General features: G+C 58.5%; 15 protein-coding genes. 10 read left to right on the top strand and 5 right to left on the bottom strand.

Annotated features, from left to right (window positions below; genetic code table 11):
- The first annotated feature begins 5 nt into the window (after positions 1–5).
- From rlmB to EYB53_RS16960, 6 genes are all read left to right on the top strand, one after another.
- The gene (gene rlmB, locus EYB53_RS16985) at positions 6–752 is read left to right on the top strand and encodes a 23S rRNA (guanosine(2251)-2'-O)-methyltransferase RlmB (RefSeq protein ID WP_135479604.1); all 747 of its coding nucleotides are present in this window, start codon (positions 6–8) and stop codon (positions 750–752) included.
- Between the two features lie 138 nt (positions 753–890).
- Entirely contained in the window at positions 891–1,052 is a 162-nt protein-coding gene (locus EYB53_RS16980; RefSeq protein ID WP_167857451.1) for a hypothetical protein, read from the top strand.
- Complete coding sequence (locus EYB53_RS16975; RefSeq protein ID WP_254151108.1) at positions 1,049–1,729, top strand: GNAT family N-acetyltransferase; 681 nt, start codon at positions 1,049–1,051, stop codon at positions 1,727–1,729. Before EYB53_RS16980 ends, EYB53_RS16975 begins: the two co-directional genes overlap by 4 nt.
- Positions 1,730–1,762: 33 nt before the next feature.
- Positions 1,763–3,025: a Glu/Leu/Phe/Val family dehydrogenase gene (locus tag EYB53_RS16970; protein WP_135479603.1), complete on the top strand. Its 1,263-nt coding sequence runs from the start codon at positions 1,763–1,765 to the stop codon at positions 3,023–3,025.
- A gap of 83 nt (positions 3,026–3,108) precedes the next feature.
- Entirely contained in the window at positions 3,109–3,507 is a 399-nt protein-coding gene (locus EYB53_RS16965) for a response regulator (RefSeq protein ID WP_135479602.1), read from the top strand.
- Positions 3,508–3,513: 6 nt separating this feature from the next.
- A complete protein-coding gene (locus EYB53_RS16960; RefSeq protein WP_135479601.1) occupies positions 3,514–4,200 on the top strand; it encodes an HAD family hydrolase in 687 nt (228 codons plus the stop codon).
- 86 nt (positions 4,201–4,286) lie between these two features.
- On the opposite strand, the gene EYB53_RS16955 is transcribed toward EYB53_RS16960, so the two are convergent.
- From EYB53_RS16955 to EYB53_RS16935, 5 genes are all read right to left on the bottom strand, one after another.
- On the bottom strand, positions 4,287–5,162 hold the full coding sequence (locus EYB53_RS16955) for a sulfurtransferase (RefSeq protein ID WP_135479600.1): 876 nt from the start codon (positions 5,160–5,162) through the stop codon (positions 4,287–4,289).
- Between the two features lie 24 nt (positions 5,163–5,186).
- Positions 5,187–7,424, bottom strand: a complete 2,238-nt coding sequence (locus EYB53_RS16950) for a 6-phosphofructokinase (protein ID WP_135479599.1) — start codon at positions 7,422–7,424, stop codon at positions 5,187–5,189.
- 167 nt (positions 7,425–7,591) lie between these two features.
- On the bottom strand, positions 7,592–8,041 hold the full coding sequence (locus EYB53_RS16945; RefSeq protein ID WP_135479598.1) for an RpiB/LacA/LacB family sugar-phosphate isomerase: 450 nt from the start codon (positions 8,039–8,041) through the stop codon (positions 7,592–7,594).
- An 11-nt stretch (positions 8,042–8,052) separates the two neighbouring features.
- Positions 8,053–9,282 carry an MGDG synthase family glycosyltransferase gene (locus tag EYB53_RS16940; RefSeq protein WP_135479597.1) on the bottom strand — a complete coding sequence of 410 codons (1,230 nt, stop codon included), beginning with the start codon at positions 9,280–9,282 and terminating at the stop codon, positions 8,053–8,055.
- Between the two features lie 12 nt (positions 9,283–9,294).
- A complete protein-coding gene (locus EYB53_RS16935) occupies positions 9,295–10,434 on the bottom strand; it encodes an MGDG synthase family glycosyltransferase (protein WP_135479596.1) in 1,140 nt (379 codons plus the stop codon).
- A 392-nt stretch (positions 10,435–10,826) separates the two neighbouring features.
- On the opposite strand from EYB53_RS16935, the gene EYB53_RS16930 reads away from it, so the two are divergent.
- From EYB53_RS16930 to EYB53_RS16915, 4 genes are all read left to right on the top strand, one after another.
- On the top strand, positions 10,827–12,068 hold the full coding sequence (locus tag EYB53_RS16930) for a glycosyltransferase (RefSeq protein ID WP_135479595.1): 1,242 nt from the start codon (positions 10,827–10,829) through the stop codon (positions 12,066–12,068).
- Between the two features lie 422 nt (positions 12,069–12,490).
- Positions 12,491–13,027 carry a bifunctional pyr operon transcriptional regulator/uracil phosphoribosyltransferase PyrR gene (gene pyrR, locus EYB53_RS16925; RefSeq protein ID WP_135479642.1) on the top strand — a complete coding sequence of 179 codons (537 nt, stop codon included), beginning with the start codon at positions 12,491–12,493 and terminating at the stop codon, positions 13,025–13,027.
- Positions 13,028–13,089: 62 nt separating this feature from the next.
- Complete coding sequence (locus tag EYB53_RS16920; protein WP_135479641.1) at positions 13,090–14,016, top strand: aspartate carbamoyltransferase catalytic subunit; 927 nt, start codon at positions 13,090–13,092, stop codon at positions 14,014–14,016.
- A gap of 12 nt (positions 14,017–14,028) precedes the next feature.
- Positions 14,029–15,522, top strand: coding sequence for a dihydroorotase (locus tag EYB53_RS16915; RefSeq protein WP_135479594.1), 1,494 nt, complete (start codon positions 14,029–14,031; stop codon positions 15,520–15,522).
- Positions 15,523–15,819: the final 297 nt, after the last annotated feature.

Below are 15,819 nucleotides of genomic sequence, written 5' to 3'. Positions count from 1 at the left end.
AAAGTATGACAGAACAGCTTTATGGGCGGAATGCGGTACGGGAAGCCTTGCGTGCCCGCCGACGAACGTTGCACCGGCTTTATGTTTCGAGTGGTGTGCAAGAGACCGGCGTCATGGCCGAGATCGTCCGGCTAGCCGGCGAGGCGAAGGTCAACGTTGAACGGGTCGAACGCCAGGTGTTGGATCGTCAACTTCGTGAGGTCAACCACCAGGGCGTCATGCTTCAGGCCGACGCCTACCCATATGTTGAGCTTGAGGCATGTTTCGAGCTTGCGGCGCGACGTCAGGAGCCAGTGATGCTCTTGCTGCTCGATCATCTGCAAGATCCGCAAAATGCGGGTACATTGCTGCGGACCGCCGAGGTTATCGGGGTGCATGGGGTCTGCTTGCCTGGGCGAAGAGCGGTGGAGATTACGCCGGCGGTCGTGAATGCTTCAAGCGGGGCCACCGAGCATCTGAATATTGCCATGATTGGCAATCTGGCTCAGACGATCGTTGAACTGCAGAAGGGCGGGGTGTGGATTGTTGGGTTGGAAGATGATGCGGACGCACAGGATCTCGACCGCGCTGATCTGAACATGCCGCTCGGTCTGGTGGTCGGGGCCGAAGGTGCCGGGCTCGCACGACTGACCCGTGAGCGGTGTGACTTTCTGGTACGGCTGCCCATGCGCGGCCAGATCGCCTCGCTGAATGCAGCGGTAGCAGGGAGCATTGCTTTGTATAGTGCCTGGCGTCAACGAGTTGAACGCTGAAAAGCGCCAGATCCGTGCCATTCAAGTACGATGGATAGGGCTTTGCCCTATCCATCGTACTTGAAGAGTATGCCTTGCTGCGCTAAAATAGGGTAGGACGAGCAAATCGGTTCGTAGTATAGGCTCAAAGAGGTACGCATGAAACTGAACGTCATTCTTTTGATCGCCATTGCCGGTGCGGCGGCATATATTTTCACCTTGCGGCGTCAACTACAAGCTGCGCAGATGCGTGGCGACATGTACCGTGATATTTCGGCACGACTTGATCGTCGTGTTGCGGAGTTGACGACGAAAGCATGACGGCTTCTTCGCACGCGCTTGGTTCATCACGTTTGCAGGCCCCGACAAGGGTTATGCCTGCGCTTGATGGTGTCACCGTGCGGCCTGCCCGGATGCCTGATGCCAGTGCCATTCTTGGGCTGCATCGTGAGGCCTTCGCGGACAAGTTTGGTGGTGCCTTCGGGGTTGATGCAACGGAACGGGGTGTAGCCGCGCTGGCGGCCACCTGGGAGCACCAGGGCGCCGTGGCGATGCGGGGTATGTTTGTTGCGGAGTACCAGGGTCAGATTGTTGGAACCACCACGATCCGTACCTGGGAGATGATCAGCGATCAGAGTGCTTCGATTGAGGTTGTGTTCCACGAGGAACTTGGCTTCTGGCGAACCATTCGGTCGCTGTTTGTTTTATCGCTGCTCGATCATCAAATTGGCCGTCGTGAAGGCTTTATTACCGATGTGGCCGTCTTGCCCACGTATCGGCGCAGCGGGATTGCGCAGATGCTGCTCGCACGCGCCGAGCAAGAGGCCTTGCTGCGTGGCAAGCATCACCTCGGTCTCTATGTCAGCCAGCGCAACGAAGCCGCCCGAGCCCTTTACCAGCGGCTCGGTTTTTATCAGCACCGTTTGCGGCGCTCACTGCTCACCTGGTTCTTCTTTGGGCAGGGGCACTGGCTCTATTTGCGCAAAAATCTTGTGTAAGCCCCTTTGTAATTGAGAAGGTAAAAGACAACGATGTCTGATCAGGCTAATCCCTTTCTGATCGCCCAGCAGCAATTCGACACTGCCGCCGAATTGCTCAACCTCCATCCCGATATTCGGGCTGTCTTGCGCGTGCCCCAGCGTGAACTGACGGTCAATTTCCCGGTGCGGCTTGATGATGGTAGCGTGCAGATGTTTACGGGCTACCGTGTGCAACACAACCTGGGCCGTGGGCCAGTCAAAGGCGGAATTCGTTATCATCCCAGCGTTGATCTGGATGAAGTACGGGCTCTGGCGATGTGGATGACGTGGAAGTGTGCCCTCGTCAATATTCCGTACGGTGGGGCTAAAGGTGGGGTCATTGTTGATCCACGTCAACTTTCGCTGGCCGAACTGGAACGCCTGACGCGTCGATTTGCCTCGGATGTGAGCATTTTGCTTGGCCCTGAGAAGGATATTCCGGCCCCGGATGTGAACACGAATGCACAGATCATGGCGTGGATTATGGATACGATTTCGATGCACCGCGGGTATACGGTACCTGCGGTCATTACGGGCAAACCGATCCAGGTTGGGGGGTCACTAGGGCGGATCGAGGCAACCGGGCGCGGGGTGAGCCTGATGGTCCGTGAGGCGGTGCATAAACAGGGGCGATCGCTTAAAGGGTTGAGGGTGGTCGTGCAGGGTTTTGGCAATGTGGGGAGCACAGCGGCGCTGCTGTTGCACGAAATGGGCTGTCAGGTGATTGGTGTGGCTGATGCTGCCGGGGCCTATTACTGTGCCAGCGGGCTTGATATTCCCGCGATGCGTACCTACAGCGAACGGCATACGTTTCGGTTGCTGCAAGGGTATGAGGCCCCCAATATGGTGCCGATCACCGGATCCGAGTTGCTTGAGTTGGAGTGTGACGTATTGATCCCGGCGGCACTGGAAAATCAGTTAACGGGCGAGAATGCCGCACGGGTACGGGCGGGCATGATTGTCGAAGGGGCGAATGGCCCGACAACGCCCGGTGCCGATGCGATCCTGACGGCACGGGGCATTCCAGTGGTGCCTGATATTCTCGCCAATGCGGGCGGGGTGATTGTCAGCTATTTCGAGTGGGTGCAGGGTCTGCAGGAATTTTTCTGGGATGAGCACGATATCAATAGCAAACTCGAACGCATCCTGGTGAACGCTTTTGAAGAGGTATGGCAACTGGCGGCAAGCCGCGCCTTACCGTTACGCACAGCGGCCTATCTGCTCGCCGTCCAGCGGGTTGCCGAAGCAAATGCGACCCGTGGCGTTTATCCATAGGTGAGTAGGCAAAGATGCCAGCATAAGGTATAATCCAAGTTAAAGAGGGCCTGTTGCGTTGAGACAGCGAGAAAGGGTCGCGGATGCAGATCTTGCTGGTAGATGATAACCCGCTAATGCAGCAGGTGATCAACAGTTTTCTCGTCAGTCACGGCTACAGTGTGGCGATTGCCGCGACCGGTCAGGATGCGCTTGCTGCCGTCAGTGATGAAGTGTGTCGTCTCTTGATGATCGACATGCGCCTACCTGACCAGGATGGGCCAGATCTGCTGGTCATCTTGCGTCAGTTGCCAGGGATGGCTCATTGTCCAGCGATTGCGGTGAGTGGCCTGGGCGAAGAGGATCGCGAACGGACGGTGGCTGCGGGGTTTGATATGTTTCTGGCGAAACCCATTGATCTTGATGAATTGCTTGCGACAGTGCAACGCTATGTAGACCAGCAGGCCAGCCATACGAATGGGACGCAGGATTGCATACGGTAAGAGGATATGGATCGTCTGGTTTTGTGGGATGTTGATGGAACCTTGTTGAGCACCGATGGTATTGCGGCTGAGGCGATGCGGGCCACCATGCGTGAGGTTGTTGGGCCAACGGCACCAATGGCGCGCACGGCTTATGCAGGTAAAACCGACTGGCAGATCATGCGCGAGAGTTTCCCGACGCTTGCGCCCGAGGCGATTGCCGAGCGTTTGCATGCCTTTACCGTGAGCTATGCGCGTCGGCTAGAGGCGCAGCGTGACGAACTGGCGCGGCGTTCGCGGCTCTTTCCGGGGGTGCAGGCGGCCCTGGAAGCCCTGGCGGGCAGGGTGCGCCAGGCACCGTTGACCGGCAATATTGCTGCGGTGGCACGCATCAAGCTGGCTGCGGTTGGCCTGGTGGCGCACCTTGATCTGGCTGCGGGGGCTTATGGTGATGATCATCACCACAGGCCTGAGCTTGTCCCGATTGCGGCGGCACGGGCGGCGGCTCGGTACGGACGACTTTTTGTTGGGAATGAGATTGTCATTGTCGGCGACACGCCGCATGACATTGCCTGTGGCAAGGCCAATGGGACACGCACGGTGGCGGTTGCTACTGGCCCGTACCCCTTTGATGAACTCGTGCGGTGTGAGCCGGATGTTGCGCTAACCGACCTGCGTGATACTGAGGCTGTCGTACGTGCGGTGTTTGGGTGACAGGGGGCGTGGCCTTCGATGCTCGTGTGAAAACGACCAGCGAAGCTGGTCGTTTTCACACGAGCATGGGTTTTGAGGGTAATAGCTTATTGGGCGAGTGGTTTGGTCAAATCGTTGCCCCATTCGTTCCAGGAGCCATCATAGATCGCGGCGCGGCGCCCGGTGATCAGTTCATAGGCGAGGGCGGTAGGTGTCGCGGAGACACCACCGTTGCAATAGGCAACTACCTCGCGATCCTCGGGTGTTTCAAGGTCGATGCCAGCGGCGGTAAAACGCTCGCGCAGGACTTCAGGCGCGTTATAGGTATGATCCTCGGCACTGAGGAGGCTCTGATAGAAGAGATTGGCGGCTCCGGGGATATGTCCGCCGCGTACAGCGCGTGACTCGTGGCCTTGATACTCGGCGAGGCTACGGGCATCAATGAGCAACGTCGCATCGGAGCCAAGGCTGGCGAGGATCTGGTCAGCGGTTTTACGCAGGGCGGGCTGGGGATGTGGGGTGAAGGTTGCGGGCGGATAGTGTGGTACGACCGTAGTCAGCGGGCGGCCTTCAGCCTGCCACTTGAGCAACCCGCCGTTGAGAATGCGCGCCTGTTCAAAGCCATAGTAGCGCAGCACCCAGAGCATGCGCCCGGCAAACATCGAAAACCAGTCATCGTAGATAACGACGATGCTATCGTCGCCAATGCCACGCTCGCCGAGCACACGAGCAAGCTTGTCGGGCGGGGCAATCTGGGTTGGCACCGGATCATCCAGATCCACAATATCTTCAAGCCAGTTGAGATAGAGCGCGCCGGGGATGTGTCCGGCGGCATAATCGTCGTGGCGGGCAAAATAGTGTGGTTTCGGATCGGTGGGGGGCAACACCTTGCCCCGCGCATCAACAATGCGCAGGGTTGGCTCGTCCAGATGATCGGCCAGCCAGCCAGTGCTGACCAGTGGCCCAGCGGGCAACTCGAACATGACACTTCTCCTCTTGCTCACAGATCAATCACGTAGCTCACGTGGAGGCTGGTTCAAGACCCGCGTCAGATTGCGGAGGTCCATCCACCACTGTTGTTTGGGGCGGGCGTGTTCAGCATCAACACGACGGGGAAACTCTTCGAGATCGATAATCTGGACACGGCCATCCTGATAGCCAATAAAGGCACTATCAGCCGAGCCTTGCAGGGCGCGGTCGATCAGGAAATCGACACATCTGACAGCCAGGCGCGTGGCCTGAATGCGGTCAAAGGGCGAAGGCGAACCGCCCTGTTGAAGGTGCCCAAGGATTGACTGGCGCACCTCAAAGAGATCGGCGCCTTCCTCTTCAAAGAGCGAGCACATAAAGCTCGTAGTATAGATCGGATTAGACTTCTCATTGCGAATCACGAGGCTCAAGCGCTTACCGTGCTGGAACCAATAGATCATCTCATCGATATCTTTTTGCATATCGCCGAGTGTAATGCCTTCTTCGGGCAAATAGACTCGTTCAGCACCAGAGGCGAGGCCACTCATCAAGGCGAGGTAGCCGCAGCCACGGCCCATGACTTCGACCACAAAACAGCGGCGCGAGGCGACGGCTGACTGTTTGATGCGATCGATGGCATCAACAATATTATTGAGCGCCGTATCAGAGCCAATGCTCAACTCTGAGCCAGGGAGATTATTATTAATCGTCGCGGGCAAGCAGATCATCGGAATATTAAAAGCCGGATAATTATAGCGTTCGCTATGGAGTTTATAGCAAATATCATAGCCCGTCCAGCCACCGATCATCAAGATACCATTGATATCAAACTCTTCGAGGCGGCGGGCGAGTTGATAGATCTCGGGGCCACGGGGGATCTTGCGATTGGTACCGAGTTCAGCGCCACCGGTTGTAGCCCAGCCACTGACGCTCATCCAATCCATTTCGTGGACATCGCCATCGATGAGCCCCTGGAACCCGTGGCGAACACCGAGCATCGTATGGCCGTGGTCAATGCCGAGGCGGACGGCCACACGAACAGCGGTATTCATCCCGGGGGCGGGGCCGCCGGCGTGAAGGATCGCAAGGCGCAGGGGGCGCGGGGCACTCCCGGCCTGGGGTGGGCGCGACTGGACGAGGGTACGGAGGGTACGGAAGGCCTCGGTAAAACTACCGCCACGGAGACCCATCGCACGTTCATACTCTTGGGCCTTAATTGCCTCGGCAACGGTGCGTGTTTCGGCGACACACTGCATGAGAGGGGTAATTGTCACGCGGTTCTCACGAATCCCGATCACCTGCGAATCGCGTTCAGGCTTTGCATGGATCAACTCGCGTGCTGCGGTATAGCCCATCAACGTACTCATCCAGCGATCGAAGGCACTGGGGGCACCGCCACGTTGCACATGGCCAAGGATGGTCACACGAGTATCTTCGCCGAGGCGTTCTTCGATCAACTGCTTGATAACATCAGCCGTAATCGCATTGCCTGCGCGGTCACGGGAGCCTTCGGCGAGAACGATAAGGCTATCGCGGCGGCCACTAGCGCGCCCAGCGCGCATGGCCTCACACATACGGGTGGGCCAATCATCGTCCTCGGGCGGATTCTCAGGAATAAAGACCCAGTCAGCACTCCCGGCAATTGCCCCCATCAACGCAAGGTAGCCACAATGACGGCCCATGACCTCGATGACAAACGTTCGCTGATGGCTAGCCGCAGTTGAGGTAATCGCATCAAGGGCCTCGGTAATGCGATGGAGCGCCGTATCGGCTCCGATGGTCATATCGGTGCCCGAGAAATCATTATCAATCGAACCGACGAGGCCCACGATGCCGAGGTAGGGATGGCGTGCAGCGACAGCTTTGCTCAATTGACCAGCCTCAACGAGCTCTTTCAGGAGCCCGGGCCACTCCTCGCGAAACTCTTGTGCGCCACGGAGGCTACCATCGCCACCAATCACGACGAGGCGATCAATGCCGTGGGCGAGCAAATTGGCGACACTCTGGCGGAGGCCTTCGCGGGTACGAAAGCCGGGGCTACGGGCGGTGCCGATGGCCGTGCCACCGCGATGAAGAATGCCCCCGACGCTATCCCAATCCATCTTGCGAATGAAATCGCCACCCCTGATCAGCCCCTCATAGCCTTCATAGATGGCGTAGACGTCACAGCCTTCAGTGATTCCGGTACGAACGATGGCGCGCACAGCAGCATTCATGCCCTGGGCGTCACCGCCGCTTGTCAAGACGCCAATCTTGATCTTTTTGGCGGCAGACATGGTGTTCTCCTTCTCCAGTTTGCCGATCGATCTTTTTTGTGGTGAATTGGTGACTTTGCCGCCAACCCACAACAAAAAAGGACGCGGGTAACGTCTAATCCACACGTGTACACTTTAAAGCACCCCTCTGTGACTATAGTATAGCACGCTACGTTGGGATGGCTGGTTCAGGTTGAGGTGCGATAGTCTAGATCGATGGCGTGTACAGCGGCAATGGCCTCGTGTTCAGATGGAGGGCATGCGGTAGCAAACCAGGCATCTAAGATTTCGCGGGCGAGTTCGGGGGTCGTTGTACGCAGGCTCAAGGCGAGTACATTGGCATCATTCCATGTGCGGGCACCGGCGGCGGTTTGGGCATCGTGGCACAGGGCGGCACGAATACCAGGAACCTTATTGGCCGCAATGCTGACGCCGGTACCGGTGTAACAGCAGACGATGCCCTGGTCGGCGCGGCCTGAGGCGACCGTTTCACCGACGGCCCGACCGACATCAGGCCAGATCGCCTGGGTTCCCGCGAGGGGTCCGACGAGGATCAGGTCGTGACCACGCCGGGTCAATTCTTCCTGCAGGACATCAGTGAGGTAGGTTTGCTCATCGCTTCCGAGCACAATGTTCATGGGTGACCTCCTTAGCGGGAACGTCGCCCGCGCAGCAGTGAGCGACCTGCGCGGGGAAAGCCGAGCAAGCCCGCTCGGCGGCGGGTAGCAGGCATCCCCGATGTTTCATTCACGAGCGTAAGTTGTTCCATCATGATGCGGGCGATCTGGGCGGAACCATCGCGTGGTACGGCCCCAGCGAGGCGTGCGACGGTCGCAGCGTGGCGCGGTGGATCGCGGAGTTCGCTGACGGCGTTGACGATGCGTTCGGTGGTAGGGCAGAAGAGGCCGAGTTCGTAGTTGAGGACAAAATCAATATTGCCCTGCTCTTGCATACCGACGGCTTCGGTAACGATGACCGGCTTTCGCATGACCAGGGCCTCCATGAGAGTGCCGGGGCCGGCTTTCGTCACCACCAGATCACTCGCGGCCATCAGCGCCTCCATGTTATCAACAAAGCCATAGATATGGCTCAAGGGAGGGCGTTGGCGGGCGTGCAATTCCTGATAGACGGCGCGGTTTTTGCCAGTAATGACGAGCAACTGGGTTGAGGGAAAGGCCTGTTCGAGCGCGAACACGAGTTCAGCGAGGCGTCCCGAGCCGACGCCACCGGCGGTAACGAGCAGGGTAAAGGCATCGGGATCGAGGCCGAGGGCCTGGCGCGACTGACGTTCATCGAGCGTATAGGCCACAAATTTGGGATGCACGGGAAAGCCGGTGCGTTTGAGTTGTGACGGGTACATCCCCCGGCGATACATAATCTGGAAGGCTTCGTCGGTCGGTACGACCGCGAGGTCAACCCCTGGATAGGTCCATGAGGCGTGCAAACTGACGAGGTCAGTGACACAGGTAATGACACGAAAGGGCATCCGGCGAGCGCCACGTGCCCAGACGACGAGGCGATTGACGAGGGGATGGGTTGAGACGACGAGGCGGGGTTGGCGTGCTTCGATGGCCCTGATCAGATTGCGGCGCGCACTCAGAAAGACCAGGCGTGAGAGCATATCCACGGTACGGGTTGCATTGGTCAATTGAAAGGTCAGATCGTAGAGGCGCAGCCAGCGGGTCGAGAGCTTATCGTAGTGTTCGGGGGCACCACGCACGCCGGGCAAATCGGTGAGGCGGAGAATATCTTCGATGGCCCAGGTAAGCGACGTATTGCTGATCTGATCGAGGGCAGCGCTAATAGCGACGGCAGCACTGCGATGGCCGCCGCCAGTATCAGAGATTGCAAAGAGGACGTCAACTGGCCCTGAAGTCATAGATGCTACCCTTCATTTATGGCGTCGGTTCAAAAAATCAGCAAGCACCCGTTTCGCAATATCGAGCGCAGCGCGCGGTCGCCCGGCTGATGCGGCGGCCGAGCGCATAAGGGCGAGGGTGTCGGGATGCTGCAACATAGAGATGGCCGTGCGAGCGACTGAAGCGGGAATGCGAAGTTGCACCCCAGCGCCGCAACTCACCACATAATCGGCATTCCACTCTTCGTGACCAGGGATTGGTTCAATCACAATCAGCGGCACCGAGCGAGCGAGCACCTCACTGACGATCAAGCCGCCGGCTTTGGTGATGACCAGATCAGTGGCAGCGATCAGATCATCAACATAGTCAACGAACCCGAGGATGCGCAACTGCACATGCGTTGAAGCCGTGAGATCACTGAGGCTCTCGACGAGGGTCGGATTGCGTCCGGCGACCACAACAAGAGTCATGTCAAGGGAACTTTGCAAGAAATGCTCAACCATCAAGCGGATATGCTCATCGTCTAACCCACCACCAAAGAGCGTTATGAGCGGGCACGTTGTTGACAGGCCATGACGGAGACGGATCGCCTCCACTTCTTTCGGCTCGTTCACCACGGGATCAACCGGAATGCCGCTGACACTAATTTGATTGGCGGCGACACCGCGGGCAATCAACTGATCGCGGGTCTGTTCATCGCCGACAAAATAACCATCAATCTCGGTATAGGTCCAGAAGGTATGGGCGACATAGTCAGTAACCACACAATAGACGGGCTGACTGAGCATCGCATTGCGCTTGTAACGAACGAGCAACTCCATGGGCAGGAAATGGGTACAGATAATAATTTCGGGCTGAAAGGCACGCAGCAGATCTTTGAGCCCGGTTGTGCCGATGCTCTCGACAAGCTTACGGAGGTTATTGGTAAACTCAGAGAGGGTCGGATCGGCATTTGTCTGAGTATAGAAATAGCCCCAGACCATCGGGGCGCGGTCGGTTAATTCGAGATATGAGCGTGCATAGGCAACCCGAAAGAGGCGGGTTGTATGATCGAGCACATCTTCGATCCGAACCTCACCAGGTTGGCGTTGTAAAAAAGCGGTGGCAAGGGCCTCAGCTGCACGTTTATGTCCAGCCCCAACCGAGGCATAGAGCAGCAACACTCGCGGCATGGTTGCTCCCGAGATGAACATGATCATTTGGCAGGCGCAAGATCTGCCTGTTATGGGGTATCCTACCACAAACACAGGTTCCTGGGGGCCTGCGGCGTCAAACCTGTAGGGCTGATGCAAAGTCCCAGTATGGTTTAGATAGTGTCCGCAGATTACGCAGATTACGCAGATTACAGCTTCCGCATCTGCGTAATCTGCGGACATGGTCAAACCTGCCAGGTGTGCGCCGGGCGATGGCTGCGGGTTCCGATGGATCGCGGCGGCGCACACCTGGCAGGTTTCCCGAACCCATCGCCGCGTATGTGAAGATGGGGGGGGTGGATGGATCGGCGCTTTTCTTTTACACTACACTGTGCGACGGAATAACGTGGTTGGGATGGGTAGGACTTGAGATGAAACAACGCAAGATCAACATACTTACGGTGGGTTCGCGGGGGGATGTAGAGCCGTATGTGGCGCTGGGGGTGGGTTTGCAGCAGGCGGGCTATGCGGTGACGCTGGCGACTGAGGCTGGTTTTGAGGGTCTGGTGCGAGCGCATGGGCTTGCTTTTGCGCCGTTGCGGGCCGAATTTATTCGTCTGGCGCAGAGTAGCGAAGGCAAAGCGGCGCTGGCGGGCAAGAATCCTTTTGGGTTGATGCAGCGGATCAAGCCAATGCTGCGCAACATCCTTGATGATGCATGGGCGGCAAGTCAGCAGGCCGAGGCAATTATCTACCATCCCAAGGCACTGGCGGGGTACCATCTCGCCGAGAAACTGCAGGTGCCCGGATTTTTGACGATGATGCTTCCGGCATATTCGCCCACACGGATCTTTTCTAATCCTGCGCTGGGAGGGCAAAATTATGGTGACTGGGTCAACTGGTTTACCTATACGCTCTTCCTGCGAGGCGCAACCTTGCCATACCGCAGCCTGATCAATGGGTGGCGCAAAGAGCGGTTGGGGTTGCCGCCTTTTCGTGATGATACGATCTTGCGTGGCAAACCTGTGCCCAAAATCTACGCCTATAGCCAGCATGTGGTGCCAAATCCACCTGACTGGGACGCCTCTACCTTTGTATCGGGCTACTGGTTTCTCCCGTCTTCACCCTCGTGGCAGCCTCTGCCGGCATTGGAGGCCTTTCTTGCGCAGGGGCCACCGCCGGTCTATGTTGGGTTTGGCAGCATGGCCTCGCAGGATGCGTTGCGCACAACGAAGCTTGTGCTAGAGGCGGCAGCGCAGGCGGGGCAACGGGTGATTCTTGCGAGCGGATGGGGAGGACTGGGCGCGGCAGATCTCCCGGCGACCGCGTTTGCGCTGGAAGCAGCCCCGCATGCGTGGCTCTTTCCGCGCTGTGCGGCGGTGGTGCATCATGGAGGGGCCGGAACGACGGGGGCCGGGCTACGGGCGGGTAAGCCGGCGGTGATCTGTCCGTTTTTTGGGGATCAACCCTTCTGGGGGCAACGGGTTTTTGAGCTTGGGGTAGGGCCGTGGCCGGTGCCGCAGAAGAAACTGACGGCAGAGCGGCTAGCCCGGGCGATCGAGGTAGCGGTGAGCGACCAGGCGATGCGACAGCGAGCCGAGGCACTGGGGGCGAAAATCCGGGCCGAAGACGGAGTTGCCAAGGCGATTGAGTTTATGCGTACAACGCTGTGATGAAGGCAGATAAGGCAGGTTTTTTTGACGCAAAGGCGCGAAGGCGCAAAGGTTTGATGAAGCGGCACCAGGGCACCCGCAAGGGGGGCCCCTACAGGGGCGGGCCCGGTGTAGGGGCACCCCTTGCGGGTGCCCTTGCGGGTGCCCTTGCGGGTGCCTACACGGAAGATGCAATCGCCCTGGACGGCAGAAGATGACGGATTGACAAGAGCCGTCCCGTGTGCTACCTTTAGCCAGCCTTTAACGCAGCCCCGTGAGGTTGTAAAGGAGTGCTTATGAGCGACTATTGCGCGTCATTATGGCGCGAAGCGAGCCTGACCCGTGTACCCTGACCCCAGGGTGGGTCAGGTTTTTTTGTGTTTTCGGGCATCTGATGGGCGGGCGGTACACCGATACTGTGACCGGTCTAAGCGAGGCGAATGATGAGCGAGCAAAAGCAGATCCTGACCCCTGACGACATTCGGCGGGCGCTGGTACGCATTGCGCACGAAATTGATGAGCGGAATGGAGGGTTGCAGGAGGTCATCCTGGTAGGGATTCGGCAACGCGGGGTGCCGCTCGCCGAGCGGATTGCGACATCGATTGCTGATTTTGAGGGTATTCGTGTCCCGGTTGGTCAACTTGACATTACCCTCTATCGTGATGATTTGCGGATGCGCGGGCCAACTCCGCTGGTACGCAAGACCGAGATTCAGCATGATCTGACCGACAAGGTGGTTGTGCTCGTTGATGATGTGCTGTATACGGGGCGAACGGTACGGGCTGCACTTGACGCGATTGCGGATCTTGGGCGACCGGCGTGCATTCAACTGGCCGTCCTGATTGACCGGGGGCATCGTGAATTGCCTATTCGGGCTGATTTTGTCGGCAAGAATGTGCCAACTTCGCGGAGTGAACGAGTAGCGGTGCATTTGCGTGAGACTGATGGGCGGGATGAGGTGGTTATTTCGCGTGCGTAGTGAGGCGCGGAGGGATGTAACGCAGAGGCGCAGAGGCGCAGAGGGAAGTGAAGATGGAGATGGTGAGCAGGCGGCGGCGGCATGTCATTGATCTTGATGAGATGACGGCGGAGGAGATCGAGGAGATCCTTGAGCTTACCGAGAGCATGAAGGAAGTGCTTGCGCGTGAGATCAAGCAAGTACCGACCTTGCGTGGGCGAACGGTCGTCAATATGTTTTTTGAGGATAGTACGCGGACACGGATCAGCTTCGAGCTGGCGGCGAAAGCGCTCTCGGCGAATGTCGTCTCGTTTAGTGCGAGGGGCAGCAGTGTTGAAAAGGGTGAGTCACTGATTGACACCGTGCGCACGTTGCAAGCGCTGGGGGCTGATATGGTGGTCATTCGGCACAGCCAATCGGGGGCACCGTATCTGGTAGCGCAGCATTTCGCGGGGGCGGTCATCAATGCGGGAGACGGACGGCATGCGCACCCGACGCAAGCATTGCTTGACCTCTTTACGATCCGGGAGCGACTGGATCGCATACGCGGGTTGAAGGTCGTGATTGTGGGAGACATCCTGCACAGTCGGGTCGCCCGTTCGGACCTGTGGGGATTGACCCGGCTGGGAGCGCATGTCACGCTCTGTGCGCCGCCAACGTTACTGGGGCCGGCCCACTTCTGGACAGCGACATGGCCGCAGATCAGCATCAGCCATCGGCTGGACGAAGCGCTTGAAGGAGCCGACGTCGTGATGGTGTTGCGTCTGCAGAAAGAGCGGATGCAGGCGGGCTTATTACCTTCGTTGCGCGAGTATAGTCGGGCATATGCGCTAACCCCTGAGCGGCTCGAGCGGCTTGAGCCAACGGCACTGATCATGCATCCAGGGCCGATGAACGAAGGGGTCGAGATCTGGCCCGAGGCGGCGACGGCCCCCAACTCGGTGATTGAAGCCCAGGTAACCAATGGTGTAGCGGTACGGATGGCGTTACTCTACTGGCTGGCAGGATAGATGAGGGAAGCAATGCGCTATATTATCAAACACGGGTCAATTATTGATCCTGCCCGTCGGGTCGCAACGGTGGGCGACGTCGTTATTTGCGATGGTGTGGTCGAGCAAGTGAGCGACCTTGCCGATTTGCATGCCGATACCGAAAGCGTGGGGGATGATATCGAAATCATCAACGCACGCGGAGCGGTCGTCGCCCCAGGTTTTACCGACCTACACACGCATTTGCGGGAGCCTGGAGAAGAGCAGAAAGAGACGATAGCAACGGGCACCCTAGCGGCAGCGCGGGGGGGCTTCACGACCGTTTGTGCCATGCCAACGACCCAGCCAACACCTGATACAGCAGCGGTCGTGCGCCATGTGCAGGCACTGGCGCGACGCGAGGGGCATGTGCGGGTTGACGTGATTGGTGCGTTGACCCAGGGATGTGCAGGCAAAGCGCTGGCCGATATGATCGAACTAAGCGAAGCGGGGTGCATTGCCTTTAGTGATGGTGGACGGCCAGTGGCTGATGCTGGTTTAATGCGCCAGGCAATGACCTATGCCGCAGCGCTTGGCGTTCCGGTGATGACCCATTGTGAAGAGCCGGGTCTGACGCGAGGATGGGCGATGCACGAAGGGGTTGTCAGCACCCGTCTGGGTCTGGCAGGCTTTCCTGCGGCAGCGGAAGAGGCGATGCTCGCGCGTGATATTGCGTTGGCCGAGTTGACCGGGGTACATCTGCATGTCTGCAATGTGAGCACCGCGGGTGCGGTTGCGCTGCTGCGTGCGGCACGGGCACGAGGGGCACGGATCACTGCTGAAGTCACGCCACATCATCTGACCCTCACTGATCGCTGGGTTCTGGGCAAACTTGTCCCCCACGAAACAGTGGCGGTTCCTAATGGACCACCGCCACCGCCATCATCATCGCGCAAAGGGCGGCGAAGTGCGCCGCCGGAACAGATCATCCCCTCGTGGCTTGATCCAGCCCTGCTGGAACCGTATGACACGCGCACACGGGTGAGCCCACCCTTGCGTACGCAGGCTGATGTTGATGCGCTGGTTGCAGGGTTACGAGACGGCACGATTGACGCGATTGCCACCGGGCATGCGCCGCAGGCGCGGGTGGATAAAGAGTGCGAATATGGGGTTGCCGCGCCGGGGATCAGCGGGCTCGAAACAGCGCTAGCGCTGGTACTCACGCTGGTACATCGTGGCGAAATGGATCTGGTCAACCTGGTCGCGAAACTGACAGAAGGCCCGGCGCAAGTACTTGGGCGCTCGCCGGCGACACTGCATCCTGGAGCGCGAGCGGACATCGTCATTTTTCAGCCTGATCAAGCCTGGACCGTTGACGCAAGCCAGTTTGCCTCGCGGGGGCGCAACACACCGTTGCATGGACAGCACCTGAAGGGCCAGGTCATGCTCACGATGGCGGCGGGCGAGATCGTCTTTCGGCGGGATCATTTTGGGCGAAGCGGGGAGCCTCGGCGGGCAACATCACGCCTGGACGGGTTCCTGGACTAGGCCCAATACCTTGCCCATAAGGCGGTTTGTTTGACGCAAAGGCGCAAAGGTTTTCGCGGAGGTGCGCTCACCCTTCGCAACTTGGCGGCTTGGCGTGAGCTTCTTTGCATGGTATTGGGACGAGGCCGGATTTAGTTGTTAAGTCCAATAAACGGCTTACACGTATTGTGCCGGAACAGAGCCTGGGCGAGCCAGCGGGCGAGGAGAAAGGCAGCGCATATTGTGCGGTGATAGGGCTTCTTGATGGGCTAAACAGGCGCAGTTTATCGCCCTGACGGGTGAAGATGATCGGGGCAG

It is taken from the genome of Candidatus Chloroploca mongolica, assembly GCF_004762035.2.
Lineage (GTDB): Bacteria > Chloroflexota > Chloroflexia > Chloroflexales > Chloroflexaceae > Chloroploca > Chloroploca mongolica.
Note: the sequence above shows the minus strand (reverse complement) of the source record. Positions and strands in the feature narration are given on the sequence as shown.

Bases quoted from the DNA above. Each gene is read 5' to 3' on its own strand.
- rlmB (WP_135479604.1), top strand. From the start codon at position 6: ATGACAGAACAGCTTTATGGGCGGAATGCGGTACGGGAAGCCTTGCGT.
- EYB53_RS16980 (WP_167857451.1), top strand. From the start codon at position 891: ATGAAACTGAACGTCATTCTTTTGATCGCCATTGCCGGTGCGGCGGCA.
- EYB53_RS16975 (WP_254151108.1), top strand. From the start codon at position 1,049: ATGACGGCTTCTTCGCACGCGCTTGGTTCATCACGTTTGCAGGCCCCG.
- EYB53_RS16970 (WP_135479603.1), top strand. From the start codon at position 1,763: ATGTCTGATCAGGCTAATCCCTTTCTGATCGCCCAGCAGCAATTCGAC.
- EYB53_RS16965 (WP_135479602.1), top strand. From the start codon at position 3,109: ATGCAGATCTTGCTGGTAGATGATAACCCGCTAATGCAGCAGGTGATC.
- EYB53_RS16960 (WP_135479601.1), top strand. From the start codon at position 3,514: ATGGATCGTCTGGTTTTGTGGGATGTTGATGGAACCTTGTTGAGCACC.
- EYB53_RS16955 (WP_135479600.1), bottom strand. From the start codon at position 5,162: ATGTTCGAGTTGCCCGCTGGGCCACTGGTCAGCACTGGCTGGCTGGCC.
- EYB53_RS16950 (WP_135479599.1), bottom strand. From the start codon at position 7,424: ATGTCTGCCGCCAAAAAGATCAAGATTGGCGTCTTGACAAGCGGCGGT.
- EYB53_RS16945 (WP_135479598.1), bottom strand. From the start codon at position 8,041: ATGAACATTGTGCTCGGAAGCGATGAGCAAACCTACCTCACTGATGTC.
- EYB53_RS16940 (WP_135479597.1), bottom strand. From the start codon at position 9,282: ATGACTTCAGGGCCAGTTGACGTCCTCTTTGCAATCTCTGATACTGGC.
- EYB53_RS16935 (WP_135479596.1), bottom strand. From the start codon at position 10,434: ATGCCGCGAGTGTTGCTGCTCTATGCCTCGGTTGGGGCTGGACATAAA.
- EYB53_RS16930 (WP_135479595.1), top strand. From the start codon at position 10,827: ATGAAACAACGCAAGATCAACATACTTACGGTGGGTTCGCGGGGGGAT.
- pyrR (WP_135479642.1), top strand. From the start codon at position 12,491: ATGAGCGAGCAAAAGCAGATCCTGACCCCTGACGACATTCGGCGGGCG.
- EYB53_RS16915 (WP_135479594.1), top strand. From the start codon at position 14,029: ATGCGCTATATTATCAAACACGGGTCAATTATTGATCCTGCCCGTCGG.